Annotated in this window: 20 protein-coding genes and 1 pseudogene; 15 read left to right on the forward strand and 6 right to left on the reverse strand. The window is 67.1% G+C overall.

Annotated elements, in window-relative coordinates; all coding sequences use genetic code 11:
* The first annotated feature begins 123 nt into the window (after nucleotides 1–123).
* The 3 genes from ABY44_RS19115 to fnr all read left to right on the forward strand — a co-directional run bounded on the left by ABY44_RS19115 (nucleotide 124) and on the right by fnr (nucleotide 2,434).
* Nucleotides 124–534, forward strand: coding sequence for a DUF3005 domain-containing protein (locus ABY44_RS19115; protein WP_059684808.1), 411 nt, complete (start codon nucleotides 124–126; stop codon nucleotides 532–534).
* Nucleotides 535–1,116: 582 nt separating this feature from the next.
* A complete protein-coding gene (locus ABY44_RS19120; RefSeq protein ID WP_059699216.1) occupies nucleotides 1,117–1,584 on the forward strand; it encodes a universal stress protein in 468 nt (155 codons plus the stop codon).
* 103 nt (nucleotides 1,585–1,687) lie between these two features.
* Entirely contained in the window at nucleotides 1,688–2,434 is a 747-nt protein-coding gene (fnr, locus tag ABY44_RS19125; RefSeq protein WP_059523493.1) for a fumarate/nitrate reduction transcriptional regulator Fnr, read from the forward strand.
* A 56-nt stretch (nucleotides 2,435–2,490) separates the two neighbouring features.
* On the opposite strand, the gene ABY44_RS19130 is transcribed toward fnr, so the two are convergent.
* Nucleotides 2,491–3,384 (reverse strand): LysR family transcriptional regulator ArgP, encoded by an 894-nt coding sequence (locus tag ABY44_RS19130; protein WP_039344521.1) that lies wholly within the window; start codon nucleotides 3,382–3,384, stop codon nucleotides 2,491–2,493.
* 110 nt (nucleotides 3,385–3,494) lie between these two features.
* On the opposite strand from ABY44_RS19130, the gene ABY44_RS19135 reads away from it, so the two are divergent.
* The 5 genes from ABY44_RS19135 (at nucleotide 3,495) to ABY44_RS19155 (ending at nucleotide 9,349) form a co-directional block, all read left to right on the forward strand.
* A complete protein-coding gene (locus tag ABY44_RS19135; RefSeq protein ID WP_021157577.1) occupies nucleotides 3,495–4,115 on the forward strand; it encodes a LysE/ArgO family amino acid transporter in 621 nt (206 codons plus the stop codon).
* A gap of 382 nt (nucleotides 4,116–4,497) precedes the next feature.
* A complete protein-coding gene (locus ABY44_RS19140) occupies nucleotides 4,498–5,445 on the forward strand; it encodes an aldo/keto reductase (RefSeq protein WP_060175074.1) in 948 nt (315 codons plus the stop codon).
* 220 nt (nucleotides 5,446–5,665) lie between these two features.
* Nucleotides 5,666–6,454: a hypothetical protein gene (locus ABY44_RS19145; RefSeq protein WP_060175073.1), complete on the forward strand. Its 789-nt coding sequence runs from the start codon at nucleotides 5,666–5,668 to the stop codon at nucleotides 6,452–6,454.
* 203 nt (nucleotides 6,455–6,657) lie between these two features.
* A complete protein-coding gene (locus tag ABY44_RS19150; RefSeq protein WP_027790110.1) occupies nucleotides 6,658–7,638 on the forward strand; it encodes a helix-turn-helix domain-containing protein in 981 nt (326 codons plus the stop codon).
* Nucleotides 7,639–7,783: 145 nt separating this feature from the next.
* A complete protein-coding gene (locus ABY44_RS19155) occupies nucleotides 7,784–9,349 on the forward strand; it encodes a GMC family oxidoreductase (RefSeq protein WP_060175072.1) in 1,566 nt (521 codons plus the stop codon).
* 90 nt (nucleotides 9,350–9,439) lie between these two features.
* Here ABY44_RS19155 and ABY44_RS19160 read toward each other — a convergent pair whose 3' ends face one another.
* Complete coding sequence (locus ABY44_RS19160) at nucleotides 9,440–10,420, reverse strand: helix-turn-helix domain-containing protein (RefSeq protein WP_060175071.1); 981 nt, start codon at nucleotides 10,418–10,420, stop codon at nucleotides 9,440–9,442.
* Between the two features lie 184 nt (nucleotides 10,421–10,604).
* On the opposite strand from ABY44_RS19160, the gene ABY44_RS19165 reads away from it, so the two are divergent.
* The 5 genes from ABY44_RS19165 (at nucleotide 10,605) to ABY44_RS19185 (ending at nucleotide 15,571) form a co-directional block, all read left to right on the forward strand.
* A complete protein-coding gene (locus ABY44_RS19165) occupies nucleotides 10,605–11,138 on the forward strand; it encodes a 2,4'-dihydroxyacetophenone dioxygenase family protein (protein ID WP_021157568.1) in 534 nt (177 codons plus the stop codon).
* 18 nt (nucleotides 11,139–11,156) lie between these two features.
* Nucleotides 11,157–12,461: an MFS transporter gene (locus tag ABY44_RS19170; protein WP_027790114.1), complete on the forward strand. Its 1,305-nt coding sequence runs from the start codon at nucleotides 11,157–11,159 to the stop codon at nucleotides 12,459–12,461.
* Between the two features lies 1 nt (nucleotide 12,462).
* The gene (locus ABY44_RS19175) at nucleotides 12,463–13,584 is read left to right on the forward strand and encodes a 2,3-butanediol dehydrogenase (protein WP_060175070.1); all 1,122 of its coding nucleotides are present in this window, start codon (nucleotides 12,463–12,465) and stop codon (nucleotides 13,582–13,584) included.
* Nucleotides 13,562–14,284, forward strand: a complete 723-nt coding sequence (locus ABY44_RS19180) for an SDR family NAD(P)-dependent oxidoreductase (RefSeq protein WP_027790116.1) — start codon at nucleotides 13,562–13,564, stop codon at nucleotides 14,282–14,284. Before ABY44_RS19175 ends, ABY44_RS19180 begins: the two co-directional genes overlap by 23 nt.
* 195 nt (nucleotides 14,285–14,479) lie before the next feature.
* Entirely contained in the window at nucleotides 14,480–15,571 is a 1,092-nt protein-coding gene (locus ABY44_RS19185; protein ID WP_060175099.1) for a porin, read from the forward strand.
* Between the two features lie 300 nt (nucleotides 15,572–15,871).
* On the opposite strand, the gene ansP is transcribed toward ABY44_RS19185, so the two are convergent.
* The 3 genes and pseudogenes from ansP to ABY44_RS19200 all read right to left on the reverse strand — a co-directional run bounded on the left by ansP (nucleotide 15,872) and on the right by ABY44_RS19200 (nucleotide 21,640).
* Nucleotides 15,872–17,362: an L-asparagine permease gene (ansP, locus tag ABY44_RS19190; protein WP_027790119.1), complete on the reverse strand. Its 1,491-nt coding sequence runs from the start codon at nucleotides 17,360–17,362 to the stop codon at nucleotides 15,872–15,874.
* A gap of 346 nt (nucleotides 17,363–17,708) precedes the next feature.
* A pseudogene (locus ABY44_RS19195) lies at nucleotides 17,709–20,642 on the reverse strand (TOMM system kinase/cyclase fusion protein).
* Nucleotides 20,639–21,640: an FHA domain-containing protein gene (locus ABY44_RS19200; RefSeq protein WP_060175068.1), complete on the reverse strand. Its 1,002-nt coding sequence runs from the start codon at nucleotides 21,638–21,640 to the stop codon at nucleotides 20,639–20,641. Before ABY44_RS19200 ends, ABY44_RS19195 begins: the two are co-directional and overlap by 4 nt.
* 1,079 nt (nucleotides 21,641–22,719) lie before the next feature.
* On the opposite strand from ABY44_RS19200, the gene ABY44_RS19205 reads away from it, so the two are divergent.
* Nucleotides 22,720–24,231 carry a DNA-3-methyladenine glycosylase 2 family protein gene (locus tag ABY44_RS19205; protein ID WP_060175067.1) on the forward strand — a complete coding sequence of 504 codons (1,512 nt, stop codon included), beginning with the start codon at nucleotides 22,720–22,722 and terminating at the stop codon, nucleotides 24,229–24,231.
* Nucleotides 24,232–24,299: 68 nt separating this feature from the next.
* Nucleotides 24,300–24,950: an alpha-ketoglutarate-dependent dioxygenase AlkB gene (locus tag ABY44_RS19210; protein ID WP_196487931.1), complete on the forward strand. Its 651-nt coding sequence runs from the start codon at nucleotides 24,300–24,302 to the stop codon at nucleotides 24,948–24,950.
* 305 nt (nucleotides 24,951–25,255) lie between these two features.
* Here ABY44_RS19210 and ABY44_RS19215 read toward each other — a convergent pair whose 3' ends face one another.
* The gene (locus ABY44_RS19215) at nucleotides 25,256–26,746 is read right to left on the reverse strand and encodes a fatty acid desaturase family protein (protein WP_431641600.1); all 1,491 of its coding nucleotides are present in this window, start codon (nucleotides 26,744–26,746) and stop codon (nucleotides 25,256–25,258) included.
* Nucleotides 26,747–26,750 lie beyond the last annotated feature (4 nt).

Consider the following 26,750-nt stretch of genomic DNA (forward strand, 5'->3'; position numbering starts at 1 on the left):
AAATAAATCACGACAAATCAGTGCGCGTCGCGCGACCGCGGCGATCGCCCGCGCGCCTTTTCCCGTCATGTCCGGAACGGGATTTGCTTCGATCCGGAACGCTTCGCCGCGAGGAGAGCCGCGATGGAATCATCCGGTCAAACCGAGCGCTTGCGCCCACGCAGCATCGAGCTCGACAACGACGACACGCACGACAGCACGGTCGACACCGACGGCAAGAACCGCGAGGCGTCGCGCCTCGCCGGCGGCGGGCCGATCTCGCCCGACCAGATCACGCGCAGCAACGCGTCGCTCGTCAATGCGATGCCGGAAGCCGGCGACGGCTTCGCCGGGTTCGACAGCCGCCCCGGCGGCAACCATCCGGCGTTCGCGCTGCGTGCCGGATACATGGTGATCGAGAAAGGCTTCGACGCACCGCCGGCGATGAGCGATGCGCCGTTCGGCCCCGTCCACCGGATGTACGGCAGCACGTACTGGCCCGGCCACCAGCGGCGGCCGGAGCGCGTATTCGAGCTGACGGCCGTCCCGAGATAGCCGGCGCGGCGTTTGAATCGATCGTTCGTTTGCCAACCGGTATCGGCCGACAGCCGATGGCCGAGGATCGGCGCACGCGACGGTGCGCCGACCATGGGCCGGCAACCGCGCGATGCAGGAACGAACGATTCCGCGCGACGGCGCCGGCGGTCTCATGCACGCCGTGAATCGCGCCGATGCAGATGCGTTGATCGAGGTCATGTCGAAACGGCGCGATTGCGATTGAATGGCGATGCGGGCGATGCATCCGCGTGACCGTCGCGCGGTGTCGCTTCGATCAGCGCGCGTGGCGATGCACATGCATGCGCATGTGCCGCGCGCGACAACGCTGCCCGCGCATGCATGTCCACCGACGATGCGGACGACGGCGGCGGCCACGCCGCACGACACGTCCCGCACGTCACTGCATGCACCCCGTGCATGGCATGCGCCGCAAATCGGAGGCGGCACCGCCGCGCGGCACGACCGGCACCTCGCTGCAAAGTCCCGGCCATTGGTTTACCCTGCCTCGCAGCATCGCGCATCGCCCAGCCCGATCGGCCATCCGGCCGACTTCGTTTCAACCCGCCACTCGGAGACACTATGTACAAGCGTATTCTGGTTGCCGTCGACGGCAGCGACACGTCCCGCCATGCGTTCGATGCCGCGCTGGCGCTCGCGAAATCGCACGGCGCCGAGCTGCAACCGTTCTACGTCGTCGAGAACGCCGCGATCTACTACAACGTCCCCGGCTACGATCCGTCCGTGCTGCGCGACCAGCTCGTCGCGCAGGGCGACGCGCTCGCGAAGGATTTCGCGACGCTGATGCAGGCAGCGGGCGTGAAGGGCGAGACGCGTCGGAGCGAAGCGACGTCGCTCAACGACGTATCGTCGCTGATCCTGGACGGCGCGAAAGCGTTCGGCGCCGATCTGCTGGTGCTCGGCACGCACGGCCGCCGCGGGTTCCGCCGTCTCGTGCTCGGCAGCATCGCCGAGCAATGCGTGCGCCACGCGACGCTGCCTGTGCTGCTGATCCCGGCGGCCGCCAACGTCGACGAGCCGGCCGCGTGAACGGCGTTCGGCATACCCGGCCGGTCGCGACGTTTTGTCACCCGACAGCGGCAAGTTGCGGTGGGACAATGATTCCGTCGATTCAACGCCGGAGTAAACGATCATGCTGACGCCCGTCGCCACACGTCCCGCCGCCACGCCTCATGCCGGTAGCTGGGCGCCTCGCCAGGCCGCACACTGCTCGACGTGCGCGATGCGGCACCTGTGCATGCCGCAGGGGCTGGCGCCCGAAGCGCTCAGTCGCCTCGAATCGGTCATCTGCGCGGCGCGTCCCGTCAAGCGCGGCGAAGCGTTGTTCCGCGAAGGCGACGCGTTCGACAACCTGTACGCGGTGCGCTCGGGTTCGCTGAAAACCGTCGCGACGCGCCACGACGGCCGCGAGCAGGTCACCGGCCTGCATCTCGCCGGCGAAGCGCTCGGCCTCGACGGCATCTGCGACGACACGCATCCGCGCACCGCGGTCGCGCTGGAAGACAGCTCCGTCTGCGTGATTCCGTACAGCGCGCTCAAGGCATTGTGCTCGGAAGCCGGTTCGATGCAGTTGCGCATGCACAAGCTGATGAGCGAACAGATCGTGCGCGAAACGTCGCAAACGATGCTGCTCGGTTCGCTGAATGCCGAAGAGCGCGTCGCCGCGTTCCTGCTCGACGTATCGTCGCGTTACCTGAAGCGCGGCTACTCGCCGTCGGAATTCAACCTGCGGATGACGCGCGAAGACATCGGCAGCTACCTCGGCATGACGCTCGAAACGGTCAGCCGCACGCTGTCGAAATTCCAGAAGCGCGGCCTGATCGAAATGCAGGGCCGCCACGTCCAGATCGTCGATTTCGACGGCCTGCACCACGTCTGACGTGCTCCCGCACGGCGCGCATCTCGCGCGCCGCGCCGCCCGCGTCACGCGATCGGTCAATCGAGGAACAGCGCGGCGCGCGCCTTCAGCGCCGCGCTGAAATCGTCGAGCCAGCCGATCGACAAACGCCAGCTCTGCCAGTAAAGGTCGATATCGATCGTTCGCCCGCGCGACATGTCGACCAGTTCACCCGCCGCCAGCTGGCGATCGACCATCCGGTCCGGACACATCCCCCATCCCAATCCCGTCTCGCATGCGCGCAGATAGCCCGCGACGTGCGGTATCCAGTGCTGCGGCGGATCGAGATCCGCGCGCGTCACGCGCCGGATGAAACGCGCCTGCAGCCCGTCCTTCGGATTGAACATCACACACGGCGCACGACGCAGCGCATCGCGGGTAATGCCCGCGCCGAAGTAGCGTTCGTAAAACGCCGGCGAGCATACCGCGCGATAGCGGATCCGCCCGAGCCGCTCCGATCGGCACCCCTGGATCGGTTCGGCCTGCGCGGTCACGGCGCCCTGCACGCTGCCGTCGCGAATACGCGAAGCCGTGTAATCCTGATCGTCGATCACGAGATCGAGCAACGTTTCGCGCTCCGTGCAGAACGGCCCGACCGCGTCGATGAACCACGTCGCAACGCTGTCGTCGTTGACGGCCACGCGCAACGTCGGCCATGCGCTCGCGATCTGGCCCGGCAGTGCGGGCATCCGCCCGCCCAGCTCGGCCTCGAGCAGCTGCACGCGCTCGGTGTGACGGCACAGCAGCGCACCCGACGTCGTCGCGACGCACGGCTGCCCGCGCTTGACGAGCACGCTGCCGACCCGCTCCTCCAGCAATTTCACGCGCTGCGACACGGCCGACGGCGTGACATTCAGCTCCTTGGCCGCACGCTCGAACGAACCGTGCCGGATCACCGCCGCGAGGGCATCGAGCAACGCGTAGTCGAGCATTAGATTTCCTTAATCTGCATTAGGTGATTTAGCTTCTCTTATTTTCATGCTGACCGCAGACTAGCGCTACCCGATTCATCCGTCTACTGCTTCTCCTGCTGTCATCCATCATGAACTGGCTCGCTTTTTCCCACGGCGCCGCGCTCTGCGGGTCGCTCATCGTCACCATCGGCGCACAGAACGCATTCGTGCTGCGGCAGGGCATCATGCGCTCGCATGTCGGCAAGATCGTGCTGCTGTGCGCACTGTCCGACATGATCCTGATCGGCGCAGGCGTCGGCGGCGCATCGGCGCTCGTCGAACGCTATCCGACCTTCGTCCATGCGGTGCTGTATGTGGGCCTCGCCTATCTCGCGTGGTTCGGCATCAACGCGCTGCGCCGCGCGTTCAAGCCGGGCCACGAAACGCTCGACGTGCGCGGCGATGCGGTCGCCCCGCCGCCGCAGAGCGGGCTCGCGATCGTGCTGATGACGCTCGCGTTCACGTGGCTCAACCCGCACGTGTATCTCGACACGTTCCTGCTGATCGGCACGGCCGGCGCGCGTGAACCGGAAGGCGCGCGGCTCGCGTTCGCGATCGGCGCGATGTCGGTCAGCGTCGTGTGGTTCCTCGGGCTCGGTTACGGGGCACGATTGCTCGCGCCGTGGTTCCGCAAGGCCGTTGCGTGGCGCGTGCTGGACGGCGCGATCGGCAGCATGGTGCTGTTTCTCGCGGCCGTGCAGTTGCGCTGACCGGCTCACCGACGCACGGGCGGCCGCTTGTCGCCCGTGTTCCCGCCCGCGCCGGCGCAGCGCCGGCACATCCACCTTCGCGCCCTCCCGCCAGTTTCCACCCACACGCCGTTGCGCACCCCACTGCGCCAGCGGCAACAAAAATCGGTTCCCGATCGAACGCAGCCATATAAAGCGCTCACGAAACGGACGACGTGTTCGTCATGCGCGTCAAGCCGTCCACCATCGCGACGGCGCACCGCCTGCACGAATCGGAGCGATCGGCGAGAATGTCCGGCGTCCCGCGACAACGGCGTGACCGCACGCACCCATCGTCTCGCGGTGATCGATTCGGCCCATCCCGCAGTTCAATTCCGTCATCCCGCAGAAATCGGAGCAGAACATGGCACACCGCCCCCTCGGCACATCGAACATCCAGGTTTCGCCGCTCGCGTTCGGCGGCAACGTCTTCGGCTGGACCGTCGACGAGAACACGTCGTTTGCGCTGCTCGACGCGCTCGCCGACACCGGCATCAACTTCATCGACACGGCCGATGTCTACTCGGCCTGGGCCCCCGGCAACAGCGGCGGCGAGTCGGAAACGATCATCGGCAAGTGGCTCAAGCGCTCCGGCAAACGCGAACAGGTCGTGATCTCGACCAAGGTCGGCCTGCTGGCCGCGCGCGCGGGGCTGACGAAAGACAACATCCTGAAAGCCGCCGACGATTCGCTGCGCCGCCTGCAGACCGACTACATCGACCTGTATTTCTCGCACAGCGATCTCGCCGATACGGCCCCGCTCGAGGAAACGCTCGGCGCGTATCAAACGCTGATCGAAGCGGGCAAGGTGCGGATCATCGGCGCATCGAACTACAGCGGCGCGCGGCTGCGCGAAGCCGCCGACATCAGCCAGCGCGACGGCCTGCCCGCGTACCAGGTCATCCAGCCCGAATACAACCTGTTCGACCGCGCCGACTACGAACGCGATCTCGAACCGGTCGTGCGCGACCTGAAGCTCGGTGTCGTCAATTACTACGCGCTCGCGAGCGGCTTCCTGTCGGGCAAGTACCGCAGCGAGGCCGACCTGAAGAAGAGCGTGCGCGGCGACCGCGTCGCCGGCTACCTGAATGAACGCGGGCTGCGCATCCTCGCGGCACTCGATGCGGTAGCCGCGAAACACGGCACGCAGCCGGCCGCGATCGCGCTCGCCTGGCAGATCGCGCGGCCGACAATCACCGCACCGATCGCAAGCGCGACGTCGCTGGCGCAGCTGGAATCGCTCGGCGACGCGATCCGCGTCACGCTCGATCAGGACGACATCCGCCGGATCGACGAGGCCAGCGCGGCCTGAAGTCGTCGGCAGCGGGCCGGTCGACCGGATCGCGCGGCCTGCGCGGTTCCGCGACCGGCGCGTGTCGCGTACGCGCCCTTGTCACCGCATGCGCGGAGGCAGGGCATTCGGGTGGGGCGGATGGATACAATGGCGGCGCACGGGCGGCCCGCCGCACGGCTCGACACGGCCGGACCGATATCCGTGACGCCCGGACCCACACCACGCACAAAAAGCGCCCATGCCCCGGAACACCCGTCGCGCCCGCTACGCCTGCCCGTTCGCCGCCATGCTCGCCGTGCCGCTCGCCTGCGCGTCGGCCGCGTCTTATGCAGGCTGGTACGAGGTCGTCAACTACACCGGCACGATCGGCACCGCGCCGGTCCACGTGTCGCTGCAGACCTACGACGCAATCAACCGCAACGACGCGGGCCGCTGGCGCGTCGACGGCAGCTACTACTACGATGCGCATCGCAAGCCGATTCCGTTGCAGGGCCGCCGTGAGCCCGATGGCCGCATGACGCTGTGCGAAGCATCGCCGCCGGCATCGAACGCCGACTCGCCGGTCGTGCCCGCCGCATCGCCGTCGCGGCCGAAGCCCTGCCCGATCGCGCTGAACGTCGCCGGTCAAACGGCAACCGGCACCTGGGACGACGGCCGCAAGACATTACCCGTCACGCTGAATGAAGTCGGGCGACTGAACGACAACGATCAGGATCACGTCCGGCTCGACGGCACCGTCGATATTCCGATGTGGTATCGCACGAAGACGCACATGCTGGTCGGCGTCTATGCGCTGTCTGACAAGTGCGGCCTCGCGATGCAGTCGCTGCGGGCCGTGAACATCGCGACGGGCCGCATCGACCGCACGATCGCGCTCGACTGCGACGCCGGAATGGTGATGACGTCTATCTACGCGAACGTCGCCGACGCGCGGCGGGCCGGCTACGTCAGTGTCGAATACCGCGGCGGCAAGATGGGCTACGAGCAGGACGTGTCGCTCGGGCTGCCGTCGTCTTCGTCGAAGTAACCCGGCACGACCTAACCCGAAATCGCACACGTGTCTTGACTCACACGGCCGCTTCCCTTGACTCGGCCGGACATCGATCGCGCCTGCGCCCGCCATGCCCCGCTGCAAGGGCGTCACAGGCGTGTCCCGGGTCTTTCACGGATTGACCACGCGCTCCGACGTACCCGAGACTGCGCCGCTCAGGCGGTCATCGGGAGAACGTCATGCCGGACACCAGCACGGAGATCGCCACGATCTCGACGCGCGCCGTGCGCGGCCACGAACGCGTCGACTTCTGGGTCGACCATGTGGCGCGCACGCTCGTGCGGATCGAATGCAGCGGCAAGTCGTCGGAAGGCATCGACGCGACGCTGCGCAAGCGCGATCTCGGGCTGTTCGGCGCCTGCGACATCGTCGCGAACCGGCACGCGGTCGTGCGCACGCCGCACAACATCCATGCGGACCAGCGCGATGCCGTGTTCATCTGCCTGATGCACGCAGGGCAAGGCTATACGTTCCAGGACGTCGACTGCATGCAGCACGGGCCCGGCGACCTCGTGCTCTACGACACGTCGATGCCGTACGGCCACGGTTTTCCCGCCGACATGGCGATGACCGTGCTCGACGTGCCGCGCGACGTGTTCGAGGCGCGCGTCGGCCCGTGGCGCTACCGCAGCCTCGTCAAGATCGACCGTGACGACGGCGTCGCATCGTGGGCCGTGCGGCAGGTGTATGCGCTGCTCGCCGCGCCGCAGGAGCCGACGCCCGGTGCGCGCGAACGGCGCGCCGCCGCGATCCTCGATCTCGTGCAGTCGATGCTGCGGCTGCGCGACGGCGACGCGTCGCCGACCAAGTCGACCGTCCACACGCTGTCGCGCGCAAAAGCGTTCATCGACAGCCATCTCGCCGACGACGATCTCGACAGCCAGTCGGTGAGCCGCGCGATCAACCTGTCGCCGCGCCAGCTCGCGCGCGTCTTCGAGATCGAAGGAACGCCGCTCACGCGCTACATCCTTGCGCGGCGGCTCGAACGCTGCCGCGCCGACTTGCGCGACCGGTCGCTGAAGCACCTGACGGTCAGCGAAATCGCGTTCCGCTGGGGCTTCAACAACAGCGCGCACTTCAGCCGCAGCTATCGCGCGCGCTTCGGCGAGACGCCGAGCGAGTCGCGCGCGTCGGCGCCGGCGCCGGCCGACGCGCGGTAGCCCGCCACCGTCCACCCGCCGCCGCGTCCCTGCGAGGCAAACACCACGTCCGTCCCGGTCAAACGGGGCCGCATGGCGGCCGCTAAGCTGGCTTCCTGCGCGGCGGCACTCGTTTCGCCGCCCGACAGCAAGGAGAAGAAGCGGGATGGAGACGTACGACCATATCGTCGTCGGCGGCGGCTCGGCCGGCTGCACGGTCGCGCACCGGCTGGTGAAGGCCGGCAGGCGCGTGCTGCTGCTCGAGGACGGCCCGAAGGACGACAGCCTGTTCATCCGGATACCGGCGACGTTCATCCGCGTACTCGGCACGCGCCGCACGGTCACGTTCGAGAGCGAGCCGCAAGCCGGTGCGGCGGGCCGCAGGACCTACGTGCCGCAGGGCCGCACGCTCGGGGGCGGCAGTTCGGTCAACGCGATGCTGTACGTGCGCGGCACGCGCGACGACTACGACGACTGGGCCGCGCTCGGCTGCACGGGCTGGGGCTGGGACGACGTGCTGCCCGTGTTCAGGCGTGCCGAATCGCACCTGCGCCTCTCCGAGCCGTTTCACGGCACCGACGGGCCGCTGAAGGTCGGCGACACGCGCTTCAGGCATCCGTTGAGCCTCGCCTTCGTGAAAGCCGCGCAGGAAACCGGCATCGCCTACAACGACGATTTCAACGGCGCCGCGCAACAGGGCGTCGGGTTCTACCACACGACGATCTTCGACGGCCGGCGCGGCAGTACCGCGGCCACCTATCTCGCCGACGCGCTGCGGCATCCGAACCTGCGCGTGCTGACCGGCTGCCGCGTGACGCACATCCTGTTCGACGGCCGGCGTGCGACCGGCGTCGAATGGCGGACGGCAAGCGGCGCGACGGGTTCGGCCGCCGCGCGCGCCGACGTCGTGCTCGCAGCCGGTGCGCTGAGCACGCCGAAGCTGCTGATGCTGTCGGGCATCGGGCCCGGCGCGCACCTGCACACGCACGGCATCGACGTGCTGCACGACAGCCGCGACGTCGGCGCGAATTACCAGGATCATCTCGAAGTCTCGATCTACGGCCGCAGCCACGCACCCGTGAGCCTGCTGGGCGAGGATCGCGGGCTGAAGGCATTGCGGCACGGGCTGCAGTGGATGCTGTGCCGCACGGGCCTGCTGACGTCGAACGTCGTCGAATCCGGCGCGTTCGTCGACACGACCGGCAGCGGCCGCCCGGACATCCAGTTCCACGTGCTGCCGACGCTCGTCGGCGACGTCGATCGCGAGCCGCTTCCCGGCCACGGCCTGTCGATCAACCCGTGCCTGCTCAGGCCGCGCTCGCGCGGCTCGGTGCAACTGCGCGGCAACGATCCGGCCGCGCCGATCCTGTTCGACAGCGGCGCGCTGTCCGACCCGGCCGATGTCGACGGTCTCGTGCGCGGCGTCGCGCTCGCGCGGCGGATCATCCGCGCGCCGTCGCTCGCGCGCATCGTGCGCGAAGCCGAGACGCTGACCGATACGGCACTCGCCGACTACGTGCGGCGCCGCGCGAAAACCGTCTATCACCCGGCCGGCACCTGCCGCATGGGCAGCGACGAACATGCGGTCGTGACGCCGCGCCTCTCGGTGCAGGGCGTCGACGGCCTGCGGATCTGCGATGCGTCGGTGATGCCGCGGATCGTGTCCGGCAACACGAACGCGCCGACGATCATGATCGCGGAGCGCTGCGCCGAATTCATGCTGGCGGAATGACGCGGCGCGGCGCATTTGCGCCGTCGTTCGCTGCACGAAAAAACGGCGCGTGGGACACGCGCCGCCGCTCCTCCGCATCGACCGCCGGTATCAGCGGCCGGCCGCGTGCGCCGCATCGCGCAACGCCATCGGCGACGCGCCGTAGCGCTCGCGAATCGCCCGGCTGAAGTGCGCCTGGCTCGAGAAACCCCAGCGAAACGCGATCTCGCCGATGCTCGTCTTGCGCAGCCGCGCATCGGTCAGCTCGCGATGCGCGTGCGCCAGCCGCTCCGACCAGATGTGCTGCGTGATCGACTCGCCTTCGGCCGCAAAGAGCCGGCTCAGGTGGCGCAGCGACAGCCCGACCGCGTCGGCAACCGCCTGCGGCCCGAGCTCCGGGTCGCCCAGGTGCGTCGCGACGTATTGCTTCGCGGTCAGCAGGTACGACAGCGACGCGCGCGACGCGCCCGCGCCGTTCACTTCCGCGTCGACGAGTTCCGCGATCAGCGTGCGCGTGTGCTCGGCGAATTGCGCGGCATCGCGCTCGACCGGGTCCTTCATGAACCGCTCGACGCTCGCGCGCAACGTTGCGCCGAGCATCGCGCCCGCGCCCGGCTTCGGCGCGATCCGCAGCGGCAGCGCCGCCAGTTCCGCATCGAGCCGGTCGTCGAGCGTCGTGACCGGGATATCGATCAGCAACTGCCGCATCGGTGTCAGGAATCCGAACAGATAAGGCACACGCGTGTCGTAGACGACGACATCGCCGGCTTCCGCGAGCAGGCACCGGTCGTGCTGGATGAAATACGCACGCCCGCTCAGGATCTGGCACGCGAACAACGACTCCTTCGGCAACTGGCGCACCAGCGCGGGGCTGCGTTCGATCACGTGATCCTGGCCGCTGATGTCGGCGATGCCGAGGCCCGGCAGCGCGATGTCGGTCTTCTCGACCTCGAGCCCGGCCGGCGACAGCGACGAGCAGCGCAGGCCGACCAGCGTCTCTGCATTGAACGCGTCCCAGTACGCCATCCGGTCGCGAACCGGCACGTCGGCCGTCGAGCCTCGCGTGCGTGAAAAAACGGTCGAATTCGTCACGTCGCCTCCTGCTGGCGCCCGTCGTGCGGAGCGCCATGCAATGCGAAATTGGGGGATGGATCGTTTAAACGTCGTGCGGTGCGATGTCCGGCCCGATCAAGCAATTCGTCCAGCCCAGTCAAGAGCGGCGCGCACCTGCTGGCTAAAGTCGAGCCCACGACATCCAAACACAAGGAGACGAACCGTGGTCGACCAAGCCGTAGCCGAATTCTGGCAAAACATCCCGCCGATTGCCAATCCGTTCAAGCCCGATGCGCTTCCGGAAGCCTACATCGCGAACGCGGCCACCGACGACGAGCGCTATTACGTTCCGTTCACCGAAACGGTTTCGTCGCGGCCGCTATGGATCTCGCCGTCGCAGAACAAATGGTGCGACATCCTGATGGCGAAGGAAGCCGGGCTCGTGAACCGGCACTATCACCCGCACGAGGTGTTCGCTTACACGCTGTCGGGCAAGTGGGGTTACCTGGAGCACGAATGGACCGCGACGCGCGGCGATTTCGTCTACGAGACGCCGGGCGAGGGCCACACGCTCGTCGCATTCGATCACCCCGAGCCGATGCGCGCGTTCTTCATCGTCAAGGGGCCGCTGATCTGGCTCGACGACGAAGGCCAGCCCGACGGCTATTTCGACGTGCACTCGTACATCGCGATGTGCAAGGCGCACTACGAGAAGGTCGGCCTCGGCGCGCAAGCGATCGAGAAGCTGTTCCGCTGACGCGCGGCGAGGCTCACCATGACATCCCCTTCCTCCTCCAGGCCCGCCTGGACGTACGAGAACAGGCTGCTGCTGATCCTGTTCATGACGTTCGGCTTCGTGTTCTTCGACCGCCTCGCGCTGTCGTTCCTGTTCCCGTTCATGTCCGCCGAGCTGCACCTGACGAATGCGCAGCTCGGCATGGTGTCGTCCGCGCTCGCGCTCACGTGGGCGCTGTCGGGCGCCGCGACCGGCGCGTGGTCCGACGCGCGCGGCACGCGCAAGCCGCTGCTGATCGCCGCCGTGATCGGCTTTTCCGTGTGCTCGGCGCTGTCGGGGCTCGTCGGCGGTTTCGCGAGCCTGATCGCGTTCCGCGCGCTGATGGGCATCGCCGAAGGCCCGGTGCTGCCGCTCTCGCAGTCGCTGATGGTCGAGAGTTCGACGCCGAGCCGCCGCGGGCTGAACATGGGCCTGCTGCAAGGCTCCGCCGCCGGCCTGCTCGGCGCGATGATCGGCCCGCCGGTCGTGATCGGCATCGCGACCGCGCACGGCTGGCGCCATGCGTTCTTCGTATCGTGCATTCCCGGCTTCCTGATCGCGTTCTGCATCTGGCGCTGGGTGCGCGAGGTGCCGCCCGGCGGCGCACGGCATGCGCAGGCCGACACCGTCGGCGCACCGGCCGCGGGCGGCGCGGCGATCAGCCGCTGGGCGCTGCTGAAGGAACGCAACATCCTGCTTTGCGTGCTGATCAGCTGCTTCTTCCTCACGTGGTTCATCGTGATCATCTCGTTCGCGCCGGTGTTCCTCGTCGACAGCCGCCACCTGTCCCCTGCCGACATGGGCGTCGTGATGACCTGCCTCGGCGCCGCGTGGGTGTTCTGGGGTTTCGCGGTGCCCGCGATCTCCGACCGGATCGGCCGCAAGCCGACGATGATCGTGTTCGCGCTGGTCGCCGCCGCGTGCCCCGTCGCGATGATTCACGCGAATTCGCTGTGGGCGCTCTGCGCGCTCGTGCTCGCGACCTACACGGGCCTCGGCTGTTTCACGCTGTTCATGGCGACGATCCCGGCGGAAACGGTGCCGCCGCGCGCGATCGCCAGCGCGCTCGGGCTGATCATGGGCGCCGGCGAGCTGATCGGCGGCTTCGTCGCGCCGACCGTCGCCGGCTTCGCCGCGGACAAGTACGGCCTGCAGTTCGCGATGTGGACGTCGGCCACCGGCGCGATCCTCGCGTGCGTGCTGTCGTTCGGCCTCGTCGAAACCGCGCCCGCCGTGCTGCGCAAGCGCGCGCTCGCCGGCACGGCCGCGAACCGTCTCGATACACAGAACCTCGGAGGACGCTGACATGCGTGCACTTCAATGGCATGGCCCGCGCGACGTCCGTCTCGTGGAAATCGATACGCCGCGCCCCGGGCCGGGCGAGGTGCGCATCGCGGTCGCGTATTGCGGCATCTGCGGCAGCGACCTGCACGAATACGCGGACGGCCCGCACGCGATTCCGGTCGACACGCCGCATCCGCTGTCGCGCCGTACCGCGCCGCTGACGCTCGGCCACGAATTCTGCGGCACCGTCGTCGAAGTCGGCGAAGGCGTGACGACGCTGATTCCGGGCGATTGTGTCGCCGTCGAGCCCGAATATCGCTGCCACCAGTGCGCGTACTGCCGCTCGGGGTCGTACAACCTGTGCGTGTCGATGGGCTTTGCCGGGCTGATGGGCGACGGCGGGATGGCCGACTTCGCGGTCGTGCCCGCCTACATGCTGCACCGGCTGCCCGACGGCGTGAGTCTCGAGCAGGCCGCCGTGATGGAACCCGCGGCCGTCGCGCTGCACGCGCTGCGCCGCGCCGAGCTCCGGCTCGGCGACACGTGCGCGGTATTCGGGCTCGGGCCGATCGGCCTGCTGCTGATCCAGCTCGCGAAGCTGCAGGGTGCGACGACCCTCGTCGCGGTCGACGTGTCGACCGAGCGCCTCGCGGCCGCCGCGCGCTTCGGCGCGACGCACACGTTCAATGCGCGCACGCTCGACGCGTCCGTGCTGCGCGATGCGATCCACGAGGCATCGGGCGGGCTCGGCGTCGACGCGAGCTTCGAGGCGGCCGGCTTGCCGGCCACGTTCGAGGCGGCGATGCTGGCGCTGCGCAAGGGCGGCCGCGTCGTGATGGTCGGCCTGATGCCGCAGGCGGGCTTCGACGCGTTCCGCGCGGTCAACGACGAGCTGACCTTCACGGCGAGCGTCGGCTACCGGCATGCGTACGAGGACCTGCTGCGCATCGTCGCGTCGGGCGCGCTCGATCTCACGTCGATCGTCACGCGTACCGTGTCGCTGGAGGACGCCGTCGCCGACGGCTTCGACGCGCTGCTCGCCGATCGTACGCAGATCAAGATCCTGGTTTCCCCCGCGCAGCGGCATGCGCGCTCCACCCACGCCGTCGAGAGTGTCGAACATGAGTCGCCAGTGGTTATTTGAGGGAAGGACCGTCGCGGTAACCGGCGGCACATCGGGCATCGGCGCAAGCACGGCGTGGCGTTTCGCGGAAGCCGGCGCATCGGTCGTTGCGCTCGGGCTCGACGCTACCGGCCCGCACGCGCCGGTGCATCCGCGCGTCCGGTGCATGGAACTGGACGTGACCGACAGCGACGCACTGACGCGCACGATCGCCGCATTGCCGCGGCTCGACGTGCTCGTCAACGGCGTCGGCATCAGCCGGCACGCGGACGAATACCGGATGGACCAGTTCGAACTCGTGCTGAACGTGAACCTGACGTCGGTGATGCGCGCATCCGACGCCGCGTTGCCGGCGCTGTCCGTACAAGGCGGCAGCATCGTCAACGTCGCATCGATGTACACGTACTTCGGCAGCAAGGATCGCCCCGCGTACAGCGCGAGCAAGGGCGGCATCGCACAGCTCACGCGCTCGCTCGCGCAGGCGTGGGCCGATCGCGGCATCCGCGTGAACGCGGTCGCGCCCGGCTGGATCGACACGCCGCTCAGCAGCGGCCTGATGGCCGACACGCAGGCGTCACGACGCATCCTCGAACGCACGCCGCTCGGGCGCTGGGGCACGGCCAACGAAGTCGCGGACGTGATCCTGTTCCTGTGCTCGCCCGCCGCGTCGTTCGTGACAGGTGCGGTCGTGCCGGTCGACGGCGGGTATTCGACGGTCTAGCGCGCGCTCGACAGGCATCGGCGGGCATCGGCGGGCACGCGGTTCCAGCCGATGCCGGCCGATGCCAGCCGCACACCGGTTCGCTCCGGTTGCCACCGAACCGGGAATCGCCCGGCTCGGGTTTTATTCATATAAATCAGTAGTCCAATTAAAAATATCCGGCCTGACCGGAAACATGTGAGGAGCACAATGGAGATGACGAAAAAGACCCTTCTGGCGCTCGCGGCATGCGCCCTTCCCGCCGTGTCGTTCGCGCAGAGCAGCGTGACGATGTTCGGGCTGATGGATGCCGGCATCAGCTACGTCAGCAACGAAGGCGGCCACGGCAACGCGAAGTTCGACGACAACATCTTCTTTCCGAACCTGCTCGGTTTCGAAGGCAAGGAGGATCTCGGCGCGGGCACGCGCGCGATCTTCCGGCTCGTGAACCAGTATTCGCTCGGCAACGGCTCGATCATCGGCGGCGGGCTGTTCGCTCGGCAGGCCTACGTCGGGCTGGAGAACGACCGCTACGGCAAGCTCACGCTCGGCAACCAGTACGAGTTCATGGTCGATGCGCTCGCCGCCGGCGGCAACGAGATCGCGCAGGATCTCGTCGGCCTGTACGGCTTTCGCAACGGGCCGTTCGACAAGCTCGCCTTGCCGAACAACCCCACCGGCGCGTTCGACTGGGATCGCGTCGCGGGCAGCAATCGCGTCGCGAATTCCGTCAAGTACACGAGCCCGTCGCTGTCGGGCCTGACCTTCGGCGCGCTGTACGGTTTCGGGAACGTCGCGGGGTCGGTCGGTGCGAACAATACGGTCAGCGTCGGCGCGAGCTACGACAACGGCCCGTTCGGCGCGGGCGCGGCCTATACGAACCAGAAATACGGCGCGTCGGCGGGGCTTCCGCCGACCAGCGTGCGCAACTGGGGCGCAGGGGTGCACTACACACTCGGCACGGTCACGGGGAAGGCGCTCGTGACGACCGTACGGAACTCGGCGAACGGCGCGGGCGCGTGGTCGGCGGAAGCCGGCGCGTCGTGGCATCCGTCGCCCGCGTGGGTGGTCGGCGCGAGCTACACCTACATGAAAGGCAACGACACACTCGACAATGCGCACGCGCACCAGTTCCTGGCGGCCGTCCAGTACTGGCTGTCGAAGCGCACGATGGTGTACGTGGCGGGCGTGCATCAGCGCGCGAACCACGGCAGCAACGCGCAGATCAACGGCGTGATGGACGCGAACGGTGCGTCGAGCGGCGCACTGCAGTCGATCGCGCGGGTCGGATTCAGTACGCGGTTCTGACACGCGCGGCGGCCGGCCGCGCAACCCGCGTGGCCGGCCCGAAGCTTTCGTTGCGGCACACGCTCGGCTGCAACGACTTCGGTACGACGACGGTCGGCTTCACGTAGAAACCGTCGCGCGCATCACAGCCGCGCCCCCGGCCTGTCGCCCGACCGGCCGGCAAGCGCATCGAACGTATCGAGGCGCACGCGCCGCAACCGACCATACGCCGCAGAACCGGATCCGGGCATACCGGCTGCAAGCAAATTTGAGCGGGCGCGCCGCAACCGGGCCGGCGGCCGCGCCTCGTCGCGCGTCCCGTCAGTCGCCGTCCTTCTCGAGCACGTTCTGCGTGAGCGCGACCGACGGAATCGTCGGCTTGAGCGACGCGCGGTGCGCGCGGCCGCTCAGCCACTTCCAGCCGGCCACGAGCAGCAGCGCGACGAGCGGGATCGACGCGATCGTCCACGTGCCGTTCGGATAGTCGAATGCCATCAGGACCAGCACGCCGAGCAGGAACAGCAGCGTCAGCCATGACGTCACGGGCGCGCCGGGCATCCTGAACGACACGTCGTCCACCTCGCCGCGCGCGACCGCCGCGCGGAACTTCATCTGGCACACGACGATGAATGCCCACGTGCTGATGATGCCGAGCGACGCGATGTTCAGCACGATCTCGAACACGCTCGACGGCACCAGGTAGTTGAGCAGCACGCCGACCACGTAGATCGCGACCGTCACGAGAATGCCCGCGTACGGCACGGATTGCCCGCTCATCCTGCCGAGGAACGCCGGTGCCGAGCCGCCCATTGCGAGCGAACGCAGCACGCGCCCGGTCGAATACAGTCCCGAGTTGAGACTCGACAGTGCCGCGGTCAACACCACCAGGTTCATCACCGAGCCGATGCCGGGCACGCCGAGCGCGCCGAAAAACGTGACGAACGGGCTCTGGCCCGCCTTGTACGCGCTCCACGGCAGCAGGCAGACCAGCAGGACGACCGACGCGACGTAGAAGATCGCGATGCGCCAGATCACGTTGTTGATCGCGCGCGGCAGCACCTTGCGCGCGTCCTTGCATTCGCCGGCGGCGGTGCCGACCAGTTCGACGCCCGCGAACGCGAACACCACGCCCTGCACCAGCACCAGCGCCGGCATCAGCCCATGCGGGAAGAACCCGCCGTTGTCGGTGATCAGGTGCATGCCCGTGTCATGGCCTGCGACGTGCCCGCCGGTGCCGAGGATCACGCTGCCGATCACGAGAAACAGCACGATCGCGGCGACCTTGATCAACGCAAACCAGAATTCCATCTCGGCGAACCACTTCACGCCGATCAGGTTCATCGTCGCGACGATGCACAGTGCGGCGAGCGCGAAGATCCACTGCGGCACGCCCGAAAACGGCGCCCAGTAATGCATGTAGAGCGCGACCGCGGTGATGTCGACGATGCCGGTCATCGCCCAGTTCAGGAAATACATCCATCCGGCGACGAACGACGCTTTCTCGCCCAGGAATTCGCGCGCATACGACACGAAACTGCCGCTGCTCGGGCGATGCATCACGAGCTCACCGAGCGCGCGCAGGATCAGGAAGGAAAACACGCCGCACACGAGATAGACGATCGCGAGCGACGGCCCGGCGGCCTGCAGGCGCGCGCCCGCGCCGAGGAACAGGCCGGTACCGATGGCGCCGCCGATCGCGATCATCTGCACCTGTCGATTGCCGAGGGTCTTGTGATAGCCGGCCTCGTGGGATTCGAGCCAGTTCCGTTTGCTGGTGTCGCCGGTCGGCGCGGGTTCGGGAATCGATGCCATGACTGCATCCTCGTGTGCTTGCGTGATCTCGTTCGGACCGTACCGCGATCCGGGCCCGTCGGCGCCTGCGGCTGTGCGACGCGCCATCACGCCGCGCATCGAGGCCGCTGCGCGCCGGACATGGCGCGCGGCACCGTCAACCGCGAACGTATGCAGCCGTAATTCCGTTCACAAACGCTATGCAAATTTCGACTGTCCCGGCATCGAATCGCGCATGCGACATGGATGGAAAGCATTTTGAAATACGTCAGGATTTCGAAAGACGAAAGCGGGGGCACGAGATGAAACTACGCCTCGACCGACGTCGCGCCCGGAACCCGGCTCCGCTGGCGGACGACCGGTCAAGTCACGGAAACAGCAGTGCCGGATTCAACTCGGCTTCGCTGCGTGGCCGGGCGCACCACCCAAGATCCACCGGCACCGGGTAAAGCCGTCGTGCACCAAAACGCGGCCAGAAATGAGCGACGCCAAACGCGTGCGCACCGGCGCCGCGACCGGCTTACGCCGCCCGCGCGCGGCCGACGCGTGCCTGATTGCCGCGCCGCAGGTCGAGCGGCATCGACTCATAGGCCGCATCGCGAATCAACGCATGGCGGAACGAATAGACCACGCGATCGCGCCGATGTTGCGCGTACAGGATCCGTTCCTCGAGCAACAACTGCAGGTGCGCGTCGAGCGTCGCGCGATCATGCGGCGAAGCCGCGACGAGCAGTTGCGCATCCACCTCGAGCCCGATCGTCGCGGCGAGCTGCGCGGTGTCGCGCGCGTCGTCGATCCGGTCGAACGCTCGACCGAGCATCCCGCCGAGACTGAGCGGAAGCGGACGGGGGGCCGTCGTCAGCAGCCCGGCGAGCGTGCCGTCCGCGCCGCCCATCGTCAGCTCGCGCGCGACGGCCTCGATGAACAGCGGAATGCCCGCCGTGCGCCGGGCGAGCGGGTCGAGCCAGAGCGGATCGAGCTCGCCCGGGCCCAGGCATGCCGACATCAGGCGCTGCGCGTCGTCGCGCGGCAGGCGGCGCAACACCAGGCGTTCGGTCGCGCCGCGCCAGCGCGCGAGCTGGTCGGGGCGCGACGTGAGCACGATGCCGAGCGCCGCCGCGCGCGGCGAGCGCCGCAGGTACGCAAGAAAATCCTCGGTCGAGCGGTCGATCCACTGGACATCCTCGACGACGAACAACACCGGCGCGCCATTGCCAAGCGACACGATCAGCTGCTCGAGGACGTCGAACAATGCGTGTCGTTCGCGCGCACTCGACCATGGGACCCTCGTCCCTTCGCAGGGCACCCCCAGCCAGGTCGCGAGTGCGACACGGGCCGCCGCGTGATCGCATTCGAGCGGCGCGATCATGGTGTCGATAGCCGCGAGCGCGAGATCCGCCGGGTCGTCGGCGTCGATATGCCAATGCGCGGCGATGAATCGCAGGATCGGAAACAGTGCGTGATTCTCCCGCTCGGGCAGGCACCCGCAATACGCGCAGGCAGAACCCTCGCCCCGGACGACCTCGCACAACTCGTGGACGAGGCGCGATTTGCCGAGCCCCGCGTCGCCGACGACCAGCCGCGGCACACCGTGCGGCGCAGGCTCGCCGCGCATCACGCGACGATGTCGTGCGAGCGTCTCCTGCCACGCGCGCAGGAGCACGTCGAGTTCGCGCGCGCGGCCGATCATCGGTGCCCGCATGCCGGCGTCGAGCGAATCGAACGGCGTATCGGCGCGCCGCTCGCCGAGCAGTTCGTGAACCGGCTGCGGCACGAGGCCCGCCCGCGCCAGCCGCAACGGGGTCGGCCGACAGTCCGCATGCCGTTCGAGCGCCAGCCGCGCATCGTCACTGATCAGAATCTGTCCGGGCCCGGCAAGCCGCAGCAGCCGCGCAGCCGCGGCAGGCGTCGATACGCCCGACATATGCGACGCATGGGCGAGAACCTGCCCGACGTGAATCGCGGCGGCCACTTCGACGCGCCAGCTTGCACCACCGGCGTCGCCGCCGGCCGCCGCAGGCACCGGCAGTCGTGCGCGCCCGGCCACCCGTACCATGTCGAGTGCCGCGCGCGCCGCGCGGCGCGCCGGCCAATCGATGTCGCCTTGCAGGCCGAAATGGAACAGCAGCGTGTCGCCGAGCCGTGCGTCGACCTGCGCGCCGTAACCGACGGCGATATCCGCGCACTTCGTCTGCCATTGGTCCTCGTAGCCGTCGAGCAGGGCGTCGTGATCGACTCCGGCGTGGCGTCGCCGGCCTTCTCCGGTGATCGTCACACAACAGCACAGCGTGGTGATCTGACGGTACCCGCCCGCCGTTGCGATCGGCTCGCCGTACGGCGCGAACGGGCGCGGATGCGTCGGCCCGCTTGCGCGGCCGGCATCGACCTGGCCGACGAGCGACGCGAAGTTGAGCGTGCGGAACGCTTCCGCGAGTTCGTCGGCCGACGCGGCGCGCTGCTCCGGGTTCTTGCTCAGCGCGCGCCGCAATACCGCGCCAAGCGGATGCGATGCGATCGGCGGAGGGAACGCGACATTCGCCGGGCTGAGCTGCTGATAGAGAATGTCGGCCACGCTCGCACCGCGCATGACGACCTCGCCCGTCAGGCATTCGATCACGACCAGGCCCCACGCATACAGGTCGCTTCTGGGCGTCGGCGGCTCGTTGCGCAATTGCTCGGGCGCGCAATAGGACGCCGAGCCAAGCACCTCGGTCGCCAGCGTCAGGGTCTGGCGCCCGATGTCCTCCGCGCCGGGCAGCAACGCACCGATGCCGAAATCGAGGAGCTTCGCGTGCGGCCCGTCGTCGGCCATCGCGATCACGATGTTTTGCGGCTTCAGGTCCCGATGCACGATGCCCCGGCGATGCGCGGCCGCGAGCGCGTCGAGCACCTCCGCCATCAGCCGGCCCGTGTCGACGGCCGACAGCGGCCCCTGTGCCGCGAGCCGGTCGCGCAAGGTCCGGCCCTGCACCAGCTCGAATACGGCGAACAGCCGGCCGTCGGGCGCTTCCCCCTTGTCCAGCAAGGCCACGATGTTCGGGTGCCGCAGCGCCTCGCACAGGCTCGTCTCGCGCTGGAAGCGCGCACGCTGGCGCGCGCGCTCCGTCGCGGTCCGCACGGCGTGATACCGCATCAGCTTGATCGCGACGGCTTGTCCCGTTTCGCAGCAGGTCGCGCGAAACACCACGCCATTGCCGCCCTCGCCGAGCAACGAACCGAGCCGGTAACGCCGCTTGCCGGCCAGTTCCGCAAATGGCGCGAGGGGCACGGCCGGCGCCGAGACCGGTTCTCTCGAGTTCATGAGCAATGGACTACCGGGGCCGGCGCCGGACGATGCACGCCGATACGCGGCTGAGCGGGCGGCACCGACTGGCATTCGAGATGCGCGCCGCGCATGACGCGGAACGGGAAATCGCCGAACCTGACGCTGCCGCGCCGGCGCTCGACGAGCTGGCTCGCGTCCAGCCCCGGCAGGGCCGCGAACTGGCTCCGGGCGCGGTGAATCTGCACGTTGACATGGGACGTATCGATGCCGAGCATGCGCGCCAGCCGGTCGAGTTCGATCCAGCCTTGCGTGGCGGCGTCGTAGCCGGCCTGCATGTCGGCCGAGCGCGCGCGGGCAAGCGTGACGAGACTGTAGTGATGCGCGCGCTCGCCGAGGTCGACCACGCCGCCGCGAACATGCAGCAGCATGCGCACATGCTCTTCGTCCCGGCTGACGAGGAATTCGAGCAGTTGTGCCGGCACGGCCGGATCGGCGGGGGCGGCGAGCCTCATCGTCGAACCATTGCGCGCGAGTGCCAGGCGCCACGTGGCATCGCCGGTCGATACTTCGTCGCCGTCATGGAGCGCGCGCGGCGGCAACGTGTCGTCGCACAGCCATTCGCCGGCCGGCGACCGGACGATCGTGACCGGCTGCGCGGCGCGGGCGGCCAGGATCTGGCGCGGCGCGAGCACGATCGGATGCGCAGCGCCTCGTATCGGCCACAGCGTATCGGCCGGATCGTCGAGCGCATCGACGCGCCACGGCGCGATGCCGGCCCTGCCGAACCGGATCATGTCACCCGGCTGCAGTACCGCGTGATCGCCGTGGCGTAACGGCACGCCGGACAGCGACGTGCCGTTGCTGCTGTGATCGTGGAGTTCCCACAGCCCGCCCACCCAGCGGATATGGGCGTGAACACGGGACACCGACGCATCCCGGATGACCGTATCGCAACGCGCGGCATCCCGGCCGAACACGTGATACGCGCGGAGCAGGCACGCTTCCCCGGAAGAATCGTTCATGAGTATCGCCATGGCTGCCCCGTATCGAATCCGCCCGGGTCGCTCGAGTGACGCATCGACGCCCAGGCAAACGATTGCTTCAATGAACGCGAACGATGTCGCCCGTTCGCCGCCTCGTTATCCGTTTCTTCGTCAGCTTCCTTTCGGATCGTTGCTCATCCGGCACGTGTTGTTTCGACTGATTGAATGGCCGGCTGCATTGTTGTCTTGAAATCGAGCAACCTGATGAAAATCCTGCCAAATAAAATCATGCATCGCAATCGAAACACTCAACTCCCCCCTTGATATTGCAATGCTTTACATTTTCGGCCGATTTTTAGATCGCATATAAAGGGTCGTAAATGCGAATCGCCTCTATAGCCCCGACTGGCTTGCTTGGAACGGAAGCAGTCACATTGAATGACGAGGCGAACTTAAATACCTTTGCCGCCGCGGATGTTTTGTTTGATTAAAAGGAAATAAATTAAATGGTTTCGGCGATTTAAATAATTACCCTCGATGTTTTGGCGAATTGCATTACAAGAGTTACTGCGGGATTAAGGTGTCGCATCCGATGTTTCGGGGGTGTCGGCGGGCAAGCGGGTACCGGCACGCCGCCGCGTCACGATCGATTGCCGGCAACGGCTGGACGCAGGCAAGGCGTCGACGATCCGATCGCCGTGATCGCCTCGCCAGGAGGCCGATGGAACGCATCGGCAACAACCATCGCCGCAAGCGGCAGGCGCGCAAAGAAATGGGGCCGCTATGGCCCATGCCACTCACGGCTTGATCATCTGGCCTGCGCGTAGCAACACCTTGCCGGGGAGAGGTCGCGCGGCAACTCCGAATCTTGCGAGGGAACGAGAATGCGCCGTCGTGAGGGCCGGTCCGTTTTGTGAGCGCACGGCACTGTCTCACGCCCGATCCAGGTTCCCGATCACCTTGAAGTCAAGCGCATACCGCGTTCCGTGAGGTTGGCGGGGCCGAACCGCGCAATCATTTTCTGCCGTCCCGGATGCTCGAGATGCCCGGTGTTTGGCGGCGCAAAGCCGACAGACCACATGTCCGAAAATGGCGCACGTCGTGGGCGCGCGGGATATACGATGTCACCCATGCCTACCCCCATCGACACCCCCGACAGCGACGCCTGCTACCTGGCGCTGAAGGCGCACGACGCGCGCTTCGACGGCTCCTTTTTCGCGGCCGTCACCAGCACCGGCATCTACTGTCGTCCGGTGTGTCGCGTGAAGACACCGCGTCGCGAGAACCTCCGCTTCTACCGTCACGCGGCAGAGGCAGAAGCGGCCGGTTTCAGGCCCTGCTTGCGTTGCCGCCCCGAATTGGCCCCGCGCGCGGCATCCTGGAGCACGGAGGACGCTTCGCGCATCCTGGCCCTGCAGGCCGCAAGATTGATGGACGAACCCGACGCATGGCGGCACATGACCTCCGCGCGCCCGACCTTCGGGCAGTCGAGCGGCGGCTTGATGCCGCGCATTGCGCAACGGCTGGGTGTGACCGACCGCCATCTGCGCCGCATTTTCGACGCACACTTTGGCGTGTCGCCGCTTCAGTACCTTCAAACACGCCGGCTGTTGGCGGCCAAGCAGTTGATTGCCGACACGCGATTGCCGATGAGCCAGGTCGCGGCGTCCAGCGGCTTTTCCAGCGTCCGACGCTTCAACGATGCCTTCTCGCGCCACTACGGCCTGAATCCCAGCGCCTTGCGCCGGGCCAGATCCACGACCGATGGACAAGGCGTGACCGTGCGACTCGGCTGGCGGCCTCCCTATGACGTACAGGCAATGGTGGGCTTTTTGCGCCTGCGCGCGTTGCCCGGCGTCGAGCAGGTCGCGGGCCTGGAATACACGCGAACGCTGCGGCTTGTGCAAGGGACGCAGGCGCGTAGCGGCTGGTTGCGCGCTCGCTTCGACGAAGATCGCGCGCAGGCCGTGCTGACGATCAGCGATTCATTGGCCGCCGCCCTGCCGGCGCTGATCAACCGTGTGCGCGCCGCGTTCGATCTGGACGCCGACCCGATCGCCATCCACGCGGCTCTGCACGCCGCATTCCCGTCGGGCGAAGGCTTGCGCGTGCCGGGCACACTGGACGGCTTCGAGCTGGCGGTGCGCGCCGTGCTGGGCCAGCAGGTCACCGTGGCCGCTGCACGCACACTGGGCGCGCGACTGGTTGCGGCCTTCGGCGATCCGATCGAAACGCCTGTCGCGGGTCTGGATCGTCTCTTTCCCACGCCTGCTGCCCTGGCGGCCGCCACCGGCGATGAGCTCGGCCGCCTGGGCATCACGCGGCAACGCCAGACCGCGCTGCATGCGCTGGCGCACGCCGTGCAGGACGGGCGCATCGCTTTGCATCCCGGCGTAGACGTCGCTGCGACTTGCGCCGAATTGTGTGCGTTGCCCGGCATCGGCGACTGGACGGCGCAGTACATCGCCATGCGCGCGCTGCGTTGGCCCGACGCCTTTCCCGCCGGCGACGTCGCGTTGCAAAAGGCCCTGGGCGTGGGTAGCGCCCGTGCCGCGGCACAAGCCGCCGAGAAATGGCGGCCCTGGCGCGGCTATTCGGTGCTGCGTGCGTGGCATGCGATGAATCACGGTGCTTCGGCCTGACTACGACTCATATCGACACCTTTCCCGGCCGCGTGACTCGTCACCCCCGGAAGCGATCAACTTGCACGATGAATTCAATCACACGGATCCCGAGCACGGTACCTGCACAGAGCGATTTGTTCGGAAGCAGCGAAGCCGAATTCTCGATAGACGAGTCCTTTCGATCGGCAAGGCGTTTCGATCTCGACGCTCATTCCTGGATCGAAATCGTGCCCGGATGGATTTCAGGGGCGTCGCAGCTCTATGAGCAGTTGCGCAACAGCGTTCCGTGGCTGGAGCACGATCGGCGCATGTTCAACCAGGTGTTTCGCGAGCCGCGCATGACGGCGGTCTACAAGCATGTCGCCGATGTGCCCGACGCGCGCCTGCTGCAGGCCGTCTGCGCGCTGTCGCGTCACTACGGCGTGGAATACGACGGCCTGTGGATGAACCTCTATCGCAACGGACAAGACAGTACAGGCTGGCATCGCGACCACGGCTCGTGCCGGAAGCTCGAATGCATCGTCCCCGTCCTGACGCTCGGCACGATACGCCGGTTCCTGATCAAGCCGATCAAGGGCGGCCGCTCCATGACCTTCAAACCGTCTTCCGGAGACTTGGTGGTGATGGGAGGGCGCGCGCAGCAAGACTGGGTGCACTGCGTGCCCAAGGAACCGGAAATCGAGGGCACGCGGATCAGCGTCAACTTCATGAGCTCGGCGCAGGGCGTGAGGGATTAGCACTCGAAGCTGCCCAGGTCTGGCGGCATGACGCCTCTCGATACGAAGACAATCCGCATGAATATTCATCCGGGCCGAGTGCGCGTGGATGCCGCCTGACCGCTGTGCATTGGTGTGGGGTTGACCCTGTCGTTCCGGACAAAGCCTCGCACTGCGGTTGATGAATCCACGGCGTGTCAAGACAATGGTGGCGCTCAATTCACGATCGGAGTTGCGCGGCACGCGTCAGACGGATCGCAACGGGCCGTGCCGATCTTTCGCTCCTGGATCGAGGGGGAACTTCATCGTGTCTTGAAAGGGATTTTCTATCTTTGACTACCACGGCGCGAGGCGCCCGACCAAAGCAATGCAAGCAATTGCCTCGAAGACAGAACCGGCTCGTCGGACGCACGTAATCCGGGCAAGCGATGCCACGCCACGCCGGGTTCGCGATGATGCTGTTGGTGATAGTTGATGTTGTACGGCCAAATAAAGAAGCGGCCCAGTAACCCGACACGCCACGAATAAGTCCAGTCATTCCAGCCGGCCGTGACACCCGGCCCGCCACTGTGCTCTGCAATGCTACGAATCTTCTGCACCAGCGCGCCAATTGTCACGAGAGGCACGAACCAAAGCGCCGCCAGCGTCAACAGTTCGCGTACCGTGCATGCATGCACGAGCGGCACGAGCAGGATGCCCCATGTCGATATCGCAGCGAGCAGCGGCAGTGACATGGACGCACCACGCCCGTTCGCGCGCCGGTATGCGCGCATGTTTTTCACCATGTTGACCACGAACAAGTCACCGAGCAGTTGCCGGACGAACGGGAGTGTGTCGAGTGGCTCGAATTTCCATGGCTGCGCGTGGTACAGATAGTTCCGCTCAGGATCGTCCGCAGTCCCGACGTGTCGATGGTGTGCAAGATGCAGCGGGCGATAGAATTCGATGGGCACGAGTCCCGGTACGCCGATTGCCAGGTTGATCAGAAAATCGTTCGCGAAACGACGGCGGGTCAAATGATAGTGTGTCGCGTCGTGATACAGAATGAATAACGCGTGTTGCCGGGTCGCGACAATGACAGCGGCGACGAGGTAACCGCCCCAATGCCCCACCGATAACGCAACTCGCAGCGTAACGACGATACATAGCCATTCAAGCAGCAATGCCGCAGCCGTACGCAGGTCAACGTCGAGACGAATGAGCGCGGTCGTCACACCGCCGACGCCGACGCCGAGTGCGAGCCCCGCGAGCATGTCCGCGAGCAGATGCTGCCCGGTCGTCAAGACCGTGAGCGCCAGTATTGCGCTCCACGCAGCGTAATAGCGCGCTGCGCGGACACGTAGCGCAGCCAATACCACGGTTACCGCCACAGGCAACGCAACATGCCCGCATGGACTCGCGGCGAGTGGCGTGTCGATCCGATACAGCCATGCGATCCATCCCGACACAGCCGGCGACCGGCTCACGGCAGTCGGCCAGAACAGATGACTGACGATGCACAGGCCTGCGGCAAGCGCACCGGCGAAAAACGCGGGCAGCAGCCAATTGCGGCCTCGGCCGAACCAGACAATCGACGGCATCACGAGCGCGTAACTCAAATAAAGCGGCACACTGGCGGACACTCGCGGAATGACCGCATCGTACGGCCCCGGACGCAGCACCACCACGGGCGCCATCGGCGCGTGTGTGACCCAGAAGTAGAGTGCGCCCGACGCGACGACATAGATTGCGAGCCACCGCCACGCGTCGAATGCTGACGGTATATAGGAGAGGGAAACAGAAGGTATGGCGCGCATGTGAAAAAAGGAGCGGCTCAATCGC

The sequence above is a fragment of the Burkholderia sp. ZZQ-2 genome (assembly GCF_050768715.1).
GTDB classification, from domain to species: domain Bacteria; phylum Pseudomonadota; class Gammaproteobacteria; order Burkholderiales; family Burkholderiaceae; genus Burkholderia; species Burkholderia cepacia.

Bases quoted from the DNA above. Each gene is read 5' to 3' on its own strand.
- ABY44_RS19115 (WP_059684808.1), top strand. From the start codon at position 124: ATGGAATCATCCGGTCAAACCGAGCGCTTGCGCCCACGCAGCATCGAG.
- ABY44_RS19120 (WP_059699216.1), top strand. From the start codon at position 1,117: ATGTACAAGCGTATTCTGGTTGCCGTCGACGGCAGCGACACGTCCCGC.
- fnr (WP_059523493.1), top strand. From the start codon at position 1,688: ATGCTGACGCCCGTCGCCACACGTCCCGCCGCCACGCCTCATGCCGGT.
- ABY44_RS19130 (WP_039344521.1), bottom strand. From the start codon at position 3,384: ATGCTCGACTACGCGTTGCTCGATGCCCTCGCGGCGGTGATCCGGCAC.
- ABY44_RS19135 (WP_021157577.1), top strand. From the start codon at position 3,495: ATGAACTGGCTCGCTTTTTCCCACGGCGCCGCGCTCTGCGGGTCGCTC.
- ABY44_RS19140 (WP_060175074.1), top strand. From the start codon at position 4,498: ATGGCACACCGCCCCCTCGGCACATCGAACATCCAGGTTTCGCCGCTC.
- ABY44_RS19145 (WP_060175073.1), top strand. From the start codon at position 5,666: ATGCCCCGGAACACCCGTCGCGCCCGCTACGCCTGCCCGTTCGCCGCC.
- ABY44_RS19150 (WP_027790110.1), top strand. From the start codon at position 6,658: ATGCCGGACACCAGCACGGAGATCGCCACGATCTCGACGCGCGCCGTG.
- ABY44_RS19155 (WP_060175072.1), top strand. From the start codon at position 7,784: ATGGAGACGTACGACCATATCGTCGTCGGCGGCGGCTCGGCCGGCTGC.
- ABY44_RS19170 (WP_027790114.1), top strand. From the start codon at position 11,157: ATGACATCCCCTTCCTCCTCCAGGCCCGCCTGGACGTACGAGAACAGG.
- ABY44_RS19175 (WP_060175070.1), top strand. From the start codon at position 12,463: ATGCGTGCACTTCAATGGCATGGCCCGCGCGACGTCCGTCTCGTGGAA.
- ABY44_RS19180 (WP_027790116.1), top strand. From the start codon at position 13,562: ATGAGTCGCCAGTGGTTATTTGAGGGAAGGACCGTCGCGGTAACCGGC.
- ABY44_RS19185 (WP_060175099.1), top strand. From the start codon at position 14,480: ATGACGAAAAAGACCCTTCTGGCGCTCGCGGCATGCGCCCTTCCCGCC.
- ansP (WP_027790119.1), bottom strand. From the start codon at position 17,362: ATGGCATCGATTCCCGAACCCGCGCCGACCGGCGACACCAGCAAACGG.
- ABY44_RS19200 (WP_060175068.1), bottom strand. From the start codon at position 21,640: ATGGCGATACTCATGAACGATTCTTCCGGGGAAGCGTGCCTGCTCCGC.
- ABY44_RS19205 (WP_060175067.1), top strand. From the start codon at position 22,720: ATGCCTACCCCCATCGACACCCCCGACAGCGACGCCTGCTACCTGGCG.
- ABY44_RS19210 (WP_196487931.1), top strand. From the start codon at position 24,300: ATGAATTCAATCACACGGATCCCGAGCACGGTACCTGCACAGAGCGAT.